Source organism: Corynebacterium capitovis DSM 44611, assembly GCF_030440535.1.
GTDB classification, from domain to species: Bacteria; Actinomycetota; Actinomycetes; order Mycobacteriales; family Mycobacteriaceae; genus Corynebacterium; species Corynebacterium capitovis.
This window is the reverse complement of the sequence record NZ_CP047117.1, coordinates 637811-654711: the sequence shown is the minus strand read 5'-3', so window position 1 is coordinate 654711 and position 16901 is coordinate 637811. Positions and strand designations below refer to the sequence as shown.

At 63.0% G+C, this 16901-nt stretch carries 14 protein-coding genes; 5 read left to right on the top strand and 9 right to left on the bottom strand.

The genetic code is table 11. The annotated features are described in order from the left end of the window. The first annotated feature begins 48 nt into the window (after positions 1-48). The 4 genes from CAPI_RS03245 to CAPI_RS03230 all read left to right on the top strand — a co-directional run bounded on the left by CAPI_RS03245 (position 49) and on the right by CAPI_RS03230 (position 5725). A complete protein-coding gene (locus tag CAPI_RS03245) occupies positions 49-1035 on the top strand; it encodes an aminoacyl--tRNA ligase-related protein (RefSeq protein WP_018016607.1) in 987 nt (328 codons plus the stop codon). A gap of 23 nt (positions 1036-1058) precedes the next feature. Then, a complete protein-coding gene (locus CAPI_RS03240) occupies positions 1059-2819 on the top strand; it encodes an alpha/beta hydrolase family protein (protein WP_040356530.1) in 1761 nt (586 codons plus the stop codon). Beyond that, positions 2816-4321, top strand: coding sequence for a flippase (locus tag CAPI_RS03235; protein WP_018016605.1), 1506 nt, complete (start codon positions 2816-2818; stop codon positions 4319-4321). Before CAPI_RS03240 ends, CAPI_RS03235 begins: the two co-directional genes overlap by 4 nt. A gap of 66 nt (positions 4322-4387) precedes the next feature. Further along, entirely contained in the window at positions 4388-5725 is a 1338-nt protein-coding gene (locus tag CAPI_RS03230; protein WP_018016604.1) for an O-antigen ligase family protein, read from the top strand. Here CAPI_RS03230 and CAPI_RS03225 read toward each other — a convergent pair. Continuing rightward, positions 5709-6845: a glycosyltransferase gene (locus CAPI_RS03225; RefSeq protein WP_026156995.1), complete on the bottom strand. Its 1137-nt coding sequence runs from the start codon at positions 6843-6845 to the stop codon at positions 5709-5711. The two genes, CAPI_RS03230 and CAPI_RS03225, sit on opposite strands and share 17 nt — an antisense overlap. Positions 6846-6851: 6 nt before the next feature. Then, positions 6852-8036, bottom strand: a complete 1185-nt coding sequence (locus CAPI_RS03220) for a Wzz/FepE/Etk N-terminal domain-containing protein (RefSeq protein ID WP_018016602.1) — start codon at positions 8034-8036, stop codon at positions 6852-6854. Between the two features lie 200 nt (positions 8037-8236). Here CAPI_RS03220 and CAPI_RS03215 point away from each other — a divergent pair, with 200 nt between their 5' ends. Beyond that, positions 8237-10054 carry a condensation domain-containing protein gene (locus tag CAPI_RS03215; RefSeq protein ID WP_018016601.1) on the top strand — a complete coding sequence of 606 codons (1818 nt, stop codon included), beginning with the start codon at positions 8237-8239 and terminating at the stop codon, positions 10052-10054. 9 nt (positions 10055-10063) lie between these two features. Here the strand turns inward: CAPI_RS03215 and CAPI_RS03210 are convergent, their stop codons facing one another. From CAPI_RS03210 to CAPI_RS03180, 7 genes are all read right to left on the bottom strand, one after another. Further along, a complete protein-coding gene (locus tag CAPI_RS03210; protein WP_018016600.1) occupies positions 10064-11146 on the bottom strand; it encodes a beta-galactosidase in 1083 nt (360 codons plus the stop codon). Between the two features lie 22 nt (positions 11147-11168). Further along, entirely contained in the window at positions 11169-12314 is a 1146-nt protein-coding gene (locus CAPI_RS03205; protein ID WP_018016599.1) for a glycosyltransferase family 4 protein, read from the bottom strand. Positions 12315-12443: 129 nt separating this feature from the next. After that, the gene (locus CAPI_RS03200; RefSeq protein ID WP_051059694.1) at positions 12444-13133 is read right to left on the bottom strand and encodes a LysE family translocator; all 690 of its coding nucleotides are present in this window, start codon (positions 13131-13133) and stop codon (positions 12444-12446) included. Then, the gene (locus CAPI_RS03195; protein ID WP_018016597.1) at positions 13129-13524 is read right to left on the bottom strand and encodes an ankyrin repeat domain-containing protein; all 396 of its coding nucleotides are present in this window, start codon (positions 13522-13524) and stop codon (positions 13129-13131) included. The genes CAPI_RS03200 and CAPI_RS03195 overlap by 5 nt, the downstream gene beginning before the upstream one ends. Before the next feature lie 31 nt (positions 13525-13555). Further along, on the bottom strand, positions 13556-14494 hold the full coding sequence (gene holA / locus CAPI_RS03190) for a DNA polymerase III subunit delta (protein WP_018016596.1): 939 nt from the start codon (positions 14492-14494) through the stop codon (positions 13556-13558). 13 nt (positions 14495-14507) lie between these two features. Then, positions 14508-16175, bottom strand: coding sequence for a ComEC/Rec2 family competence protein (locus CAPI_RS03185; protein ID WP_018016595.1), 1668 nt, complete (start codon positions 16173-16175; stop codon positions 14508-14510). Next, positions 16165-16821: a ComEA family DNA-binding protein gene (locus CAPI_RS03180; RefSeq protein WP_018016594.1), complete on the bottom strand. Its 657-nt coding sequence runs from the start codon at positions 16819-16821 to the stop codon at positions 16165-16167. The genes CAPI_RS03185 and CAPI_RS03180 overlap by 11 nt, the downstream gene beginning before the upstream one ends. Between the last annotated feature and the right edge of the window lie 80 nt (positions 16822-16901).

Sequence of the window (16901 nt, the reverse complement as noted above, 5' to 3'; positions counted from 1 at the left end):
CTTTCGGGAACTTCCAATTGTCTACAGCCCGACCAGCAAGGAAACGGAATGGACCACTCCTCCCAGACCACGTCTATCCTCACTGCCTCCCCCACGCAGGACGCTTTGGAACGCGCCCGCGCTGAATTCACCGATAGTCTCATCGGAGCGGGGGTTCTCAGCCGGGCGGGTGCGCCCGGGCTCTACGACCGACATTCGGTCTACACGGGCGTACTCGAGGGTGTAAGCAAACTCATTTCGAAGACGCGGGACGAGACAACCGCGCTGTGCGGGCCGGACGGATGGGCAATTCACCGGTTCGGACCGATTTTTCCGGCCAGCATCTACGAAAAGACCGACTACATTGAGTCTTTCCCCCAGCTCACTGGGGTGATCAGTGTCTTTACCGGGGGCGATAAGGAGCACCGCGAGCTGCTCAAGACCCGCCGAGGTGGAAAAGCCTGGGAGCACTTCCTCGAGCCAGACGACATGTGCATGGTCTCCGCCGCCTGCCACCCGCTCTACCCGCAGCTGCCCCACGAGCTCCCCGCGGGCGGCATTACTTCCGACGTAGAGGGCTGGTGCTTCCGCAACGAACCGTCTACGGATCCGATGCGGCAGCGGGCCTTCCGCATGCGCGAGCTCGTCTACGCCGGGGACGCCACCACCGCAGCGCAGTTCCGGCTGGGCTGGGTCACGCGCGTTTCCGAGCTCCTTAGATCCCTCGGCCTGCCGGTGGAGGAGGTCATTGCCAACGACCCGTTCTTTGGCCGAGCCGGCAAACTCCTCGCCACGGGGCAGTTGAGCGGCGACTTGAAGACGGAATTTGTCGTGCCCGTTTACGGCCCCGACTTCGAACCGGTTGCCGTTGCCTCCTGTAACTACGCGGTAGATCACTTCGGGTCCCGTTTCGACCTTCTCGACGACACCGGCGCCGTTGCCCACACATCCTGCACTGCCTTCGGTCTCGAGCGCATCACGCTTGCCCTGTTCGCCGTGCACGGCGTCGAGGCATCGGCGTGGCCTGGCGCGGTTCGTTCGGCACTCGGCCTGTGATGCCCCGCACCACGCCCGGTTGCATGAACAACGTCGGGTTTTCGACGTACCCGCACTGGTTTGGCAGCAATGACGATCTTTTTGCCTGCCTGGATGTCCCCGACGTTGGGGCGACAACCAGCGTAGTCATCATCGTGGCACCATTTGGAGAGGAGAAGATCACGACCCACCGCGGGTTGCGCTACCTTTCCGGCCAGCTGGCCACGTACGGGTTGGCCTCGCTACGCTTCGATCTGCCCGGCACCGGTTCGTCCTTCGGTTCTAGAACCTGGGACGCATGGCTGATCTCCCTATCCTCGGCCCTCGCGCACGCCCGCTCGCTCAGTCTCACGGGCGTTTCGCTCGTCACCGTCGGCATGGGGGCGTTCCTTGTCGAATCCTGGCTCGCTCAAGCACGCGACGACGAAGTGAACGCGGTCGAGCGCGTCGTGCACTGGGAACCACCCGCAACGGGGAAACGATGGCTCCGCGAGCAGCAGGCCAAGTTTGTCGTCGCCGCCGGCCCCGCCCCTGATCCGAACCGTGTGACGGCGCTTGAGTTCTCCCCATCAGCGGAGCTAGCCGCCCAGTTGTCTTCACTCAGCTGGCAGAAGATGCCACTTCGCACAGGACCCGAGCGCATCATCGCCACACAGTCCGACACCGCGACCAAGCCTACGCTTGCCCCCCTGTGTGAACTCGCCAGCACCACCATCCGGGTCCGAGAGTCAGACCCCTTCTTCTCCCCACCCTCACTTGTTCACCATGTGCCCTACCGGGACATTGCCCAGCTTGTCGACGTCCTTTCGGCGTGTGCAGGACACAAAAAAGGCGCACACGGTCTCCAGGCGTCCTCGCCGAGGCTGAGGAATTTAGCGCGGGTCACACGGTTCACATCACCGGAGGGTGAGCTCCTTGAAGAACTAATCGAGCTTGCTACGGACCGTGCGCTGCTGACGTTTGTGACGCGGAGCGCGACAGAACCGCCGCGCGCAGCGGTGGTTTTCGAGTCCACGGCAAATGAGGCGTCATGGGGGCCGGGGCGCCTGTGGGTCGACTACGCGCGCAAAGAAGCGGGGCGCGGTCTCGAATTCGTACGCCACGATAAAGACAACTGTGGCGAATCCGGAATCATCGCCCCGGGGTCCATTCCGGTGCTGTACTCCCTGCAGTCTCGAAAGGATGCGGTAGCGGTTGCCTCATGGGTGGCCGACGGACTCGACACCTTACCAAGCGGTCAGCGGCCAATCTTGGTGGCCGGCTTGTGCTCGGGGGCATGGATGGCCTCCGAGGTGGCCATCGCTTTGCGAGCCCACTCAGCGGTGTTGGTGAATCTGACCCAGTGGTCGCGGAGTCGCAGGCCCGTCGATAAGAAATTTGTACGTCGACATGGGCTCGACCCCGACACGGGTAAGTTAACTCGCGCCGGTGACGAAGCGACATCGTGGCGCGCACGAATTAAGCCCGCTGCCGTTGTGATCGGGCGGTTTATCCCACTTGCCGTGTGGAAGGCCGGCGCGATAGTTGGGCTTGTCCAGAACCCTGGGCCGATGCTGCGGTGCCTCGCTGGGCGAGGTGTGTCCGTGGATCTCGTCTTCTCCCCCGTTGACTTCGAGCATTTCCTGCGGCACCGCGGTCCAGAAACGCTGGGTAGAGTGCGGAGACTCAAGGTCAGGGCCACGGCACTCAATGCTCCCGCGGGGGACCACAGCTTGCACCGCCCCGACTCGCTTGAGCAGACCGCGACACTCCTTGATGACGCCGTGCAGCAATTGCGGCGCTTTTCGGTGAGGGGGGCGAGGTGACAACGCAGGCGGATTCCCTTCACTCCCATGACGACCGGGAGGTTCTGACAAGCGGCAGTGCGATGATCGTCTCTCGGATCATCTCGGCTGTCTTCGGTTGGCTCGGGAGCGTTACCATCGCCCGCACCCTTTCCCCTATGGACTGGGGCATATACTCCTTCATTTTTGCACTTCTTGGCCTGATGGCCGTGGTGACCGACCTGGGGGTTGGGCGCGCGGTGCTGGGCAGGATCACTAGCGATGATGCTCGCAGCAACCAGCTTGCGGCGGGCTCGTTCATCGTGCTTCGTCTCGTGTTGGGAATGGCGGGCTATCTCTTCGCAGTGGGTTACGCGGTCATCAGCGGCCAGGGCCCGCGCGTCTCCGGACTCATCCTCTTTGCGGGGATCATCATCATTTTATCGACGCCCGCGAACGCACTGATGGTGCTCTACCAAAGCCGGCTCCAGCTGGGATTCATTGCGCGCTGGGACATCATCGCGCAGATGGCGCAGCTACTCGTCATTGCGTTCATTGCATGGGCCGCGCCTTCTGTTTTCGCGTTCATCATTGCCCCTTTAATCAGGGAGATTATTACGCTGGCCAGCCGTTGGTGGGGAATTCATTCGGGTAAGTTGCCCGATCTCATTCCCGCCTTCGACCACCCGATGCTCGGCTGGCGGGACACGCTTATAGAATCCATCCCAATCTCCATCGGGTACGCGCTCTTCCTCCTCCTCACCAAGGTTGACCAGCTCATGCTCGAGCGGTTGGTGGGGTTTGAGCCAGTGGGTGTCTACGCCATTTCCTACAAGTTCTCGGACGTCCTTGGGTTGTCCATTACCTCCCTCGCTCTGCCTTATACTACCGTGCTGGTCACCTCATACACCCGCGACCAGCAACGATTCGCGCAGCACACACGCCGCGCCATCATTACAGCTGCGACCCTAGGGGCACTGGCAGTCGTCGGGTTCACCCCGACGGCAGACAACCTCATTTCGCTCCTCTATGGTTCCGAGTTCATTTCCGCTGGGCTCTCGGCGCGCCTTCTGGTGGTTTCCGCTGGGTTCAGCGGGATCTCCACGGTCGCCCTGGCGGTTCTCCTCGCAGCGAAGCGCCTAGTGGGCTTTCCCATCGCCGCCTTGGCGGCCCTGGTTGTCAAAGTGTGCCTCAACCTTGTCCTCATCCCGCACTGGGGGATGAACGGCGCCGCGGTTGCCACAGTCATCACCGAGGGCGGGCTCATGGTCGTCACGTTAATGCTGGTGCGCGCCCAGGTCGGGGTGCCCAAGCTCCTTCCTCTCGGCGAACTCGCCCGACAGGTAGTCGCCGTCGCGGCCATCGGCTACCCGCTGATGGCCGTGACCCTTAGCAATCGCTTGCACTGGTTTCTGGCGGGGACGCTCGCTGTCTGCCTCTACGTGCTGTACCTGAAACTGTCCGCCAGTTGGCCCTTCAACCCGCCTTCCCGCTCTCGCGCCGTCTCGGTGGACGCACCAGCGAGAACCGGCGAGGTGAGTTAATTTAAGTAAAGCTGTCCCGAACTGAGCCGCCCGCGCCCGGCGCGGCCAGAATGAAGGAGGACTCCGATGCACGTTCTAACTGCTGTCACGCTGGCCGGCGTCTTTTTTGTCATCTCCGTCCGGCGCCCTCAAACAGCCGTGTTGTGTTTCCTATCGCTCGTACCTTTCCATGGGTTGTTGACCATTTTTCCCGTTACGTCCTCTTTTTGGAAGGAACTCGCGGTCCTCGCCATCCTGGCAGGTAGCTTCATCGCCCAGCCGGCCTCGGACGCTGGTCACTACCGCGCGTTTCTGCCGTGGGCGCGCCCGCTGGCGATACTGATCCCCTTCGGAGTGATGTCAGGCGTCATCGTTCACGGATTGTGGAGCTTTTTCCCCATCAAGATCGCGTTCTTCTACTTGCTCCTCGTCTTTATCATCTGGCGCTACCCCTTTACTCAGCGCGACAAAGACCGCCTCATTTCAGTTCTTCTTATCACTGGCACAATTACTGCCATCTACGGCCTCCTGCAGCAGATGGTGGGGGGCGAACGGCTCGTCGAAATGGGGTACACGTGGGGCGAGCAAGTACGCACGACAGGCCCGCTACTGCGTAGCTTCGGCACCTTCAACCAGCCATTTCCCTTTGGCCTCTACCTTATGGTCGCGCTTTTGGCGGGTACGTCGTCCGCGCTCCTCGAGCCCCGCCGGCTTCGTTCGCGCTTGTTTTGGCCCGCGTCACTCGTCATGGGTGCCGGACTGGTATTTTCCGTAGTCCGCGCAAGCTACATCGGCCTTTTTATCGGATTGATAGTCCTCGGTGTGACGCAGCACCGCCGCGTGTTCAAAGCCGTACAAATCGTGGCCGGCATCGGTATCGCGGCCCTCGTGGTTGTGCTCTCGGTGTTCAGTTCGAGCTCCTCAATCCAAGCGTTGTCCTCGTCGAGCAGTCTGCAGCAACGGATCACCCATTGGGCCGAGTCGTTCCAACTTGTCCTTTCCCACCCTCTGGGAACAGGTTTAGGTAACACGGGATCCGCAGCCCAAAAGACGGGGCCAGGTATCGACGTTCTGAATCCGCCATACCAACCAGATAGCCAGTACTTGAAAATACTGATCGAGCTGGGCCTTCCTGGCATGGCACTATACGTCGCGGTCGTCGCGTTCATGATCTGGTCAATGCGCCAGCTGCTCCGCCAACTGCCTACCAGCAGCATTGATTACGCGTTCGTGTGTATCGCTCTCGCCGCGACAACCGCGGCGTGCATCTCGGCGGTATTTGCCACGTACCTTGAAATTTTCCCGCTCGATATCTTGTTCTGGGTACTGCCCGCCATCGCGTGCTGTGCGCCCCAGACACGCTCGAGGAGCGCAGGAAAACCAGCGGCTGTCGCGCCAGAGGGGAGCGCTACAGCATCGCGTTGACGGCCTCACTCATCTTGCGCCTAAATTCCGCAGGAGAAAACGCCGCCGCGTGGGCAATAAGACGACCTCGTGGAAAGGCGTCGTCGCGAAATGCCCGCATAACGGCGGCGAAATTAGCGACAGTCTCGTCGTCGTTAATCCCCTGCGCGACGTGGACGCCCGTTTCACCGTCGACGACCGAGTCGAGTGCTCCTCCCTTGCCTAGCGCAATCACCGGGGTACCCGCGGCCATCGCCTCGACTGGAACGATCCCGAAGTCTTCCTCCCCCGGCATTAGCAGGGCCCGGGCACCCTGGACCAGGCTTCGGACCTCTTCCGTAGGCACGAAGCCCTTCAGTTCGACAATGTCCGGGGCCGTTGCCGCCAGTGCGCTGATGCGGGGCAAGTCGCGCCCCTCCCCAATGACGACAAGACGAGTCTTCGCCGCGATGGCGGCGCGCACGGCAATGTCGACTCGCTTATACGGGACCATTCGCCCCACGACGATGAAGTAGTCTCCGCGCGGGGTGGCGTCATTCGCCGGTGCAAAATAATCCACATTGACTGGGGGGTGGATCACGCGCGCATCTTTGCCCCACCACAAGCGGATGCGGTCACGAACGGCCGAGGAGTTAGCGACAATCTCCCGCAGCGCCGGAACGTGACGTAGTTCGTTGGAGCGCGCCCGATGCCCCAGCACCTGTAACGCCTTTTGCCCCAGCGGGGAGTCTGTCTCTCCTCTAAGAAACGTCGCATCCCAGGCCCATCGGGCCGGGGAGTGCACATACGCCAGCGATGGGATGTCCGGGCGAGCTGCCCCCACAGCAAATGCGTGGTGGCTGATGACCAAGGCGTCGAGGGGCGCGTCGGCAACCTCGCTCGCGATCGTGTGCTGCAGCGCACGCGGCACCGCAGGCAGTAGTGGAGCGTAGGAGAGCTTCTGCCCTGCAGAGTAAACGGGTTGCAGGAAGCTCGACCGTAGGCGCGATCGATCAATGTCTGGAATCCCTGATTCTCGGCAGAAGGGGACGAACACGGGCCCGGTGGGCCAGATGCGGGCTAGTTGCTCGACGACCTGTTCGCTTCCGGCAATGTCAGTAAACCGCTCGTGGACGAGACCCACCCGGGGCTGGGAGCTCATTTTTGGCTACCCCTCGGTCTTCGCCGCGAAAACAACCACTCGAACCGGGATGCCGAGGGAATCAAACACATCCAGGTTCTTCTCCACCAGCGCTGTGACGGGGGCTCCTTCATGGATCACGATTACCCCCAGCTCAACGTCATCGAGATCGAGGTCGCTCCACCAGGGTTGCGTCAGCTTCCGGACGAATTCGCTAGGAAGGCAGGGCATGGGGGCGTCGACAAGCGAGGTGCCTTCCTCCGTGATGAGGACGACGTTGCTGCCCGAGCGGCGGATGGCGGCGACAATCGCGTCCGTCTTGGGAGGAAACGACCTGCCGGGGTTTTCCGCCTCGGGGTCCCGGGTGGCGTCCACGGTGACACCCGCGCGAGCGTCGACGCGGCGTAACCACACCTGATTGACCGTGCGAGTCCGTGAAAGCTTGACCAACACAAGAGTGACAAGGGTAATCAGGCCGATCAAAACGCCGAGCACAGTACCGGTCAAGATGGGCCGAAGCGCTGCACTCTTAGAGGAATCGGTCTCTTGCGACAGCTGCGAAATGGCCACATGATTGAGCCGCGGCTCGTCGGCGGCAGCGCGCAACTGGTAAAGGCGCGTTTGAAACTCGGTGATATCCGCCATCGGGTCGACAGCCAAGACTGCCTTCTGCCGGGCTTCGATCTGGTCGATCTGCGCCTGGTAATTGGCCTCGAAGTCGGCAAGAGAGTCGTCGCGAACCGAGGCGGCGCGGCTTCGCATCTGCTCAATCACGGCATCTCCAAGCTTCTTGGCCGCCTCTGGAGAATGCGCCCGGGTCGAAATGGTCAACGTCCCTGGGGCGGACTCAGACGAAATGACCTTCACGTTTGGCGTCAAACCCGCCGTCGAGACCTCCAGGCCGGTAGATTCCTCGATTCCTCGTTTCGCCGAGTCGTCGTTAACTACTCCCCCGAATGCGCGCGACTGAACCGCGAGCTGGTCGGCGGTTTGCTCGTTGCGAGACGGTGTGGCCACAAGGACCACGGCTTCGGATTTGTACACCGGATCCCGCAGCCACAGCAACCCCGTGGCCGCGAGGGCAGCCAAAACAGTGACCAGAATGGTAAGCGGAAGGCTTTCCTTTATCGCGCGAAATCCGGCGCTGAGGTCGACACCAATACCGTCGCCGGAGGCGAGTGTCGTGCGCGGGGCGGGTCCTGCGTGTGTCAAAGCAACCGGGTCCTTCTGTCAGAAAATGGACGGCACATTGCGAGCCGGGCAACGCTCGTAGTCAGCTTTAGCCGGACAAAATTTTAACGTAGTTCCCAGCGTTTTTCATGCTACAATCCTGAATGGTTTACACGTTTTTAGACCCAATATTTACCGGTTCCACGTGTGATTAGTCACGCCCCAGCACGAGAAAGACGTCCATGACCACCGGGCTTTCCCCCATCCCCATGCTCCGACCCCAGGAGCCCTACTTGCTAGGCCAGTTGCGCAACCCCACATCCTCGGCATACGCGGTCGCTCATCTTATCTTCTACTCCGCGGACGGATTGACCGGCGACATGGTGTACGAGGGCACCGCGCAGGCAATCGAGGAGACGGACTCGATCCATTACTTCCTTGAACAGGGAGAAGACGGCGAGTGGCGCAATGTTCCGGGCACCAAGGACGAGAGATCCCACACGTACCTCGACCTCAGCGAGGAGGCCGACCCGGAGGTAGCGTTTCGCGCCCGCGTGCGAGAGTCATGGGAGGAACCGATTCCGATCACCGGGCCGACCGTGTCGTACCGCAGCTTCGTCGCGAAGCTAGGTCCCGAGCGGTACGCGTGGTTTGGCGGGTGCCATCACGCGGCACTGGACGGATACGGTGGCATGCTGCTGCGGCGCCGCGCTAGCGAGCTCATCGCGGCCGCCGTCGCAGGCGTGCCAGCGCCGGAGTGCCGGACCGGCACGCTTAAGCAGCTCGCAGCTGAGCCGCGCGTGCTGCGCGAAGAGTCGGTGCAGTACTGGCTGAGCCAGCTCGAAGGCGCACCCCGACACCTTTCGTTTACCGACCGCGTCGCTGCCCCGGCCAATCTCCCGCGCATCTCAGCAACGAGCCTCCCTAACACCGCGTTGGGGTCGCTGATCGCCGGAACGAAGCTATCCTGGCGCGACGTGGCAGCCGCCCTTGTTTTGTCCTACATCGCCGCGTTCACCCAGGTAGACACCGCCGTTGTCGGCTTCCCCGTCTCCGGGCGCCACACCGACGTAGCGAAGGTCGTGCACTCCGCCACCGCGACGACTCTTCCCCTCCAGCTTCGTTTCGAACACGGTGACACCCTCCTCGACGTCGCCGCCCGCTTCCGCGCCGCTCTAAAACAGAGCTACGCGCACCAGGACATATTGATCAGCGATATTTTCGACGCCAGCCCCGCGTTTTTCCGCAAACCCCGCATCTTCGGCCCTCTGCTCAACATCATCCCGTTCCATGACGACATCGCCTACGGGACACTCACCACCGAATACGAAGTGTGGAGCCACGGCCCGATCGACGACTTCTCATTCACGATGGAGCCCAAGACCCCAACCGCGCTCAGCGTCGAGCTGCTCGGCAACCCAGCCCTGTACTCACAAGAGGAATGCGACGCGCACGCCCAGCGTTTCACCCGGTGGTCCGAGCAGCTGTTATCCGACGCACACCTGCTTCTCGACGATGCCCAAGCGCTCACGGAGCAAGAAGCAGCGCTCCACAATCGCCTGGCCACCCTCGAGATGCAACCGAGCGAGGAGCGGGACGACGTGAAATGGGGTGACATCCTCACGCCCGAACAGCTTGCGGCCCGCGCCGCCCTGGCGCCCAGAACCAAAGGCCTGACCGGTCTGCGCCTGGTGGGCGCTAAAGGCCGACCCACCCCGCAGGGGGTAGCGGGTCGCGTCCTCGCCATCACCGCATCAGGCGAGGTGGACACGGGGTTTTTGGCCGCGATCTCTGGTGACAATTTCGTCTACCGGGGTCTCGCGTCGGAGCGCGTCCAGGTGGGCGAATACGACGTGGAAAAAGGCGCGATTGTTGAGGCAGTGCGCGCCTACGTCGAGCAGCACCACCCCGACACCCCTCTCGACACCGAATCCATTGCCGTGGAGGAAGCCAAGAGTTCGTTGACCGTGACACTGCCGTGGGCTGCCACCGAGGAGGACCTCCGCGCGCTGCGCGAGGAAATCGACACCCACACGCCGGCGCGGATCCGTCTCACCTAAGGAGAACTCCTAAGACACCGCCTGGGCTCGCAGTTCGTTTGCCGCAATTTTCGGCTTACCTTGGCTAGTGTAAAGACCAAAGTAGCTTTCTGGGTTCGTGAGCCCAAGCGGGTAGTCCTGCAGGGTATAGATGTAAAACCGCCCGATCCGCGGGTGCCGGGCAGCCTCACCAATCCCCCACTGGATGATTTCCCACTGCTCCGTCTGCGTCAGACCACCCAGCCCGCCCGACGGAGCGCCGTATTCAGTCACCCACATTTGCTTCGAGGTATCGCCGAACTCGTTCATAGTCCCCTCCAGCTCGTCGACATTCAGGAACCTGAGACGGTCCTCCGGCGGGTCATTCCACGTGTACGGGTGGATGCCCATCACATCGAAGTAGCGCTGCGCGCCCCGCTCATACAAACCACGGGTAAATTTCACAGGCGAGATAGAATTAGACGTGTCCGCCGTCGGCGCGAGGCCTGCGCTGACGACTGTCGCCGTGGAATCAGCGGCATGAATCCGCGGGTAGGTCGCTTGAAGCAGGGTTGCGTATTCATCGATACTGGGCGATGGCCAGAAGCGCGACACGTTGGGCTCGTTCCACACCTCGTAGGCGTTCACCACCTGCGCATATCGTGACGCAACCGCGGCGGCAAAGGAGCCGAAATCCGCCGCAAAGCCCTCGTTTGTAGACGACCCTCGTGACGGGTTACTCGACGACCCGGACGAACCCGACGGCGTGGCGTCGTGGGCCGCGAGCGCCCAGTCCGGGGCGGCGTAGAGTGCGAGCATGGGCTCGACTCCGGCGGCGGTGGCGCCGTTGATAAGTGCGTCCAGGTTTTCCCACGAGTAGGCTCCGCGCCGCGGCTCGATATCGGGCCAGGCCACGCTGATGCGCACGCCGCAGGCACCGACGCCGCGCGCCAGTGCGTAGGTCTGCTGCACCTCGTCGGTTGTTTTCCGGGCCCAGTCTGCGGAGGCCGCAATGCCGTACGAACCGCACGCTGTAGCCGTGGGTAAGTTATCCCCCACCGCCACTTTGGGCGTCATGGAAGTCACCATCGCGAGCGTCGCGATGGAACCGACGACCGCGTACGTCGCAGTCACCCACCATGCTTTTCCACGGCGTCTACTGAGCGCTTCCACGGATCGCCTCCCACATGCTCGGAATGGTTTGTCGTTTGTCGTAATACTTCTGCGCGGCGTCGAAGCCGGCATCGCTCAGGGCTTGTGCCTTATCGCTGTTGCTGAGTAATTCTCGTAGGGCTCGGGTGAGATCCGCGGTACGGTCGGGCGGAATCAAAATCCCTCTGTTGTCGCGAAGGTAGTCGAGGGTCCCCCCAAGCGCCGTAGCGATGACCGGCACTCTGTGGGCCAAGGCCTCAAGCACCCCGAGTGGCCCCGCCTCCGGAAGCCGAGAGGGCGAGACGAGCACGTCCCAGCGCGCGAGGACATCATCTGGGCTGACGTGGCCGAGAAAGTGAACTTTCTCCGCCATGCCGAGGTCGTTGACGAGTGCGCGGAGGGACGCGCCGTAGTTCTCGGAACCAGGAAACACAGCCCCCGCCAGCTCGACGCGGACGTCGACGCCTTCGGCCACCAGATCAGCGGCCGCCTGGACGAAGACGTCCTGTGCCTTCCACTCGGTGATCGCCGCTAGCATCCCGACGACCGGAGTGCCCTCATGGCTGGCCAGCTCCGCCTGCCTGCGCTGAAAGAACTCGGGGCCGGGGATGTCAACTCCGTTTGTTCGCACGACGACGTTGCGGAACCATGGCCGAACGGCCGCGGCTGTCGGTTCGGACACGGCCACGACGGTGTCAACGGCCGACGCGCCCATCCGGGCAGCAATCTTTTGCTTGGGTTTGACAACCGTATCGTGCGCAAGCCAGACAACGCGCGGCGGCTGGATGCGCCGCGCCCTCAGCAGTGCGGAGGCAAGAGCAACAGCGGGAAGCCCGAAGGTCGAATTGACCAAAACTAGGTCGGCGGAGCGGGCTGCCCGAGCCAGTGTCAGCGACGTCGCGATCCACGTGGCGGGAATTGTTGCCGTGCGCAGGACTTTAGCAATAGTACGAGCGCCCGGATCCGCGTTGGGAATTTGATGAGGGATGGCGAGGTGGGAGACGCCATCTGGTATCTGGCCAGTAATCGCGCCACGCGGGCAGGCCAACGTGATGGTTTTCCCCCGGGCTGTTTCGTGGCCCAGAAGGTCAAATAGGACGCGTTCTGCTCCCGAAACTGCGGAGCCCGCATTGACTGAAAGAATATTCACCTGTCTCCGATCGGTGAGTGGGCGCGTGGGACGCGGAGGCGGGTCTGGCTCTGCTGCAGAAGAACAACTGCTACATCAGAATATGCGCAAAGGCGCTTTCCGGAAAGGTTTAATTTTTTAAGGTTTTTTTCAACTATAGGGTATTAACGCTCTGCGGGCTGGCTTCACAACCGCTTCAGGTAAGGGTGGCAACCCCCGGGTTATAAGTAAAACGCCGACGACCGCGAAAAATACACCCGCACCCACGTCGATAAGCGGGCCCGCCCGCAGCAACCGGCGCCTGACTGAATGAGTGGATACGACTTGGGCGAGCAGCCCAAACAGAGCGAACGAGCTCGCCCACAGGGCCAGGATGACCACGACCGCTGTCCCGACCGACGGGTGCGCGGGCAGCAGCGGTGCGATCATCGCCGAGAGTGCGACGGCAATTTTCGGGTTGGCAAGGTTCGTGGACAAGCCCATGAAGAAGCTGCGCCGAACACTGCCGAGCCTTCCCGAACCCTCCGCGTCATCAACCGGCGGGTGACCCACGCTCGCGACGCCCTGGCGCACGTTCGCAACCCCCATCCAAACGAGGTACGCCCCGCCCACGAGCTGGATCGCCGCAAGAGTCCACGGAAAGGCAGTGAGCAGGGCCGCGGCCCCGAACACAGTGAGCGTGCACCACAGGATGACACCCGATTGAACGCCCAGCGTGGCCGCCCACGCGTGGCGACGCGACATCGTCGCCATCCGCGTGATCAAAATGATGTCTGGACCAGGGGTGGCCGCGCCCATGAGATTCAACCCAACGATGACCGCCAGACCGGTCGGACTAATCACCCGACAATTCCTCGGCGAGGTCGGCACGACCGAACATCTGCGCCGTCGCAATCGCATCGGGGTGCCCGGCCCTAGGGTCGGCCCCAGCGGCGCGCAGTTCGTCGATCACGGCATCTTCCTTCTTGAAAATCGCCCCCGCCAGCGGCGATTGTCCGCGCGCATTCAGCTTATCGACGTCCGCACCACGCCCCACAAGACCCCGAACCAGGTCCGCGTGGCCCGCGTAAGCAGCAAGCATGACAAAGGTATTGCCGTCCTGGTTTGACAGGTTCACGTCCACACCTTGGTCAACGTAGTCAAGCAGGGTGTTGTCGCCCGCGCGCGCGAAATCAAACAACTTACGGGCAAACTCCTGGACGTCCTCCGGCACCTGGGAAGTATCGTTCACGCGGTTAAACCTAGCACCGCCGCCAGAAGCGTTAGCGCGCCAACTCCGCGATGCGACGCACGGCGTTTTCAATCGCAAACCCGGGCTCGCCACCCTGCCCTTTGACCTCTGCGTCGAGGTCCGCAATCAGAATGACGGCCTCCGACACAGCGTCGCCCGACCAACCGCGCGCGACCTGCATGGCCTTCTTGGCGGCAAACGGGTGCATCCCCAGCGTGCGCGCTAGCTGGTCGGGGTTGCCCCGGGAGTTGTAGAGGCGAGCTATGTCACCAACTTTCATCGCCAACGCTGCTGCGATTGCCACCGGGCTCACGCCCAGCTGGAGTGCCCGGCGCGTCGACGCCAGCGCCTTGTCAGCTCGCCCCGCCACCGCCTGCTCCGCGATATCAAAGCCGGAGACCTCAGCAACACCCGAGTAATACGCGCGCACGCTCGCAACAGTGATGTCCCCATCCGTGTCCGACACCAGTTGTTCGGTGGCTGCGGCGAGTTCGCGCAGATCCGAGCCAACCGACTCCAACACCGCAGCGACGACATCGGGAGTCGGCCGCGCACCGTGGCGGCGGAACTCGTTGGCCAGCCACGTATGCCGGTCCCGATCGCGCAGGGAGTCAGCGGGGTGGACCTCCGCCACCTTGCGGAATTTCGTCACCGCGGCCTTTTGCCGCCCCCCGCCCGTGTGCTCGATGATGAGCGTCATCCCGGGGGCGGGAGACGCCGCGGCGCGCAGGAGGAGTTCCGTCGGCTCTTTCCCCGCTAGCTCTGCCTTCTTAACCAGCACGATGCGTTCTTCCGCGAACAATGACGGGCTGGTGGCCATGAGCAATTCACCTTCGGTCACCTCACCGGCGCGCAGCGTCGTCAGCTCGGCGTCCTCACCCACTTCGGCGACGATCGCGCGCGTGGCACGTTCGGCAAGGAACTCGTCCTCACCGAGGACGAGGTGAACAGGATTGACCATGCGGACCATCCTAGAGCTCCTCCTAGAACCCCGCCGTGACGGACCGCTGGGTGCCGTCGGGAAGGACGCGCACGCGGCCATCCCTGTTTGGGTACAAGACAGGGACGCCCCCTGCGGTGCGAACGGGCCGTGCATGCGGCGGGCCACGTTCAAGGACAACGACGAGCTGCGCGGACGTGGGAACTGGGTCGATCTCTTCTTCCGTGGCAACGACGTGCGCCGTCAACGTATCAAGGTCGACACCCCGCTGTCCTGCGGGCGCGAAAGCGATCACCGCGGCGGTTGTGATCGCGGCGAGCGTCAGACGAGGTCGCCCACCCACCACCCCAGTGAGGATCCAGCCGTAGATGACGGCCGCAGTCACGGGCCCGGTGGACACCGTGGCAGAGGGGGACGCTGACAAGACGTGTGCGACGCCGGCGATCCAGGCCGCAAGGGGTTCCGTGACCCACAGGACAAGGGTTTCCGCGCCGCCCGGTACGAGGGCGAGAAGCGCCGCCAGCAAGCCAAGAACGGTCACCGGTGCGACAACCGGAGTAACAAGGAGGTTAGCGGCGACGGCAACGAGAGAGACCCGTCCCGTCATGCACGCGACGACCGGTGCGGTGACGGCGTCGGCGGCAATGGCTACCGAGAGCGCGCCTATCAACGCGTCGGGGCACCGAGTCTCTTCGCCGAGGTGGCGCCGAATCGCAGCCCGGATTATCGGGCTGACCAGAACAATTCCTGCGGTTGCTGCAACGGACAGAGCGAAGCCGTAGCTCACGGCCACATTTGAATCCACCAGGACGAGCCCCACCACTGCCAGGCTCAGTGCGTGGATCGGCTGAGAGATCGATGAGGACAAGACAGCCACCAACGCCACCAGACCCATCACGGATGCTCGCAGCACACTTGGCTCTGGGCCCACCAGGACGGCGTAAACCATCAGCGAGACCCCGGCGACCCCCGTTTGTGCTCGTAGGCCGAGCCTCGCGAACGCTGCGCAAGACACGGCCGCGGCGGTGACCACAGCTACATTGCTGCCCGATACGGCGCTGAGGTGGCTCAACCCCGAGGCAATGTAGGTCTGCCGGTCGGCAACGGTTTGCAACGAGGTATCCCCCAGCGTCATACCAGGGATAAGGCCCCGCGCCGCGCCGTCGACATGTAAGGAAACCGCGTCCGCAAACGTGTCGCGCACATACTGAGCAACGCGTGCCATGCCGGTAGGCCCGGCTTCAACCGTCACCGCGCCATTCATCACTACCTGGGCGGTGCCGGGCTGGTCGGTAGCGGAGAAAGACCCCGTGGCGCTCACGCGGGCGCCACTAACTAAACCGTTCACTTCAGAACGGGTGACAACCGTGATAGGGCCCGGGTACCCCTCCAGCCTGACGCGAACAAGCACCGAGCCGTTGTCGAGCTCAACGGGCGCACCGGAAACCGTTCCCCGGATGCTCCCCGCGAACTGCCAGGCACGCGTCGTCGCAAGGCGAAACCATGCAATGAGCAGCGATGCGGTACCCAAGCACGCGCTAAGCACGGCCTGTCCCACATGACGCGCAATAAGGTGGCCCACGGCAATCGTGCCCACGCAGAGGGCGGCGGGAGCAGGGCCTGTAGTAAGCACGAGCGCAGCCGCCGCCCATACCGCCACCCCGGCGGGGACAAGGCGCAGCTCTCGGGTGCCGGCAGGCTCAGGGGACAACAAGGTCTTTCAGCGCTTCGAACTTGGCTGGGCCGATGCCTTTGACGTCCATCAGCTGGTCTACCGCCGTAAATGGCCCGGCTGTTTCACGGTGGGCAATGATCGCCGCGGCCGTTGCCTCCCCCACGCCGGGAAGCGCGACGAGTTGCTCGGAGGAAGCGGAATTGAGTGAGACTTTTCCCGGTGCTGCACCTACGGCGGTCGGTGCCACTCCAGCAGGCGGTGCAGCCCCAATGGCTTGGACCACGATCTGCTGCCCGTCGGCAACCGGCTGAGCCTGGTTTAAGGCCACTAGGTCCGCCGAGGGCAGCGGTTTCGCGCTCGCGAGGGCGTCGGCAACGCGGGCCCCGTTTTCTAAAGTGACGAGTGCCGGGCGTTCCACTTCGCCCACAACCGAGACAACAACGTCGCTCGGTGCCGTGCTGGTCGCCACGGCCGTTTCCCAGGTTGGCTCCAGCCGTGTCTGCGAGGCTGACCCGTAGACTCTCAAGCCCACCCACGCCAGGGCGGTAGCCAGAACTACCCCGCCTACCGCGACAGCCTGGCGCGGCTCGACACGGTAGCGCGAAACGGGGTATTCAACGGGCAGGATCTCTTCTTCACCGGTGGGACGAGTGAGCTCTTTGAGGCGATGCGTCACGCTCATGACGGCTACGCTAAATGGCCCCGCGAAGACAGTGAAGAGCGTGGAAGCGGCGCTGTGGATAACCGTGGTGACGCGTCACC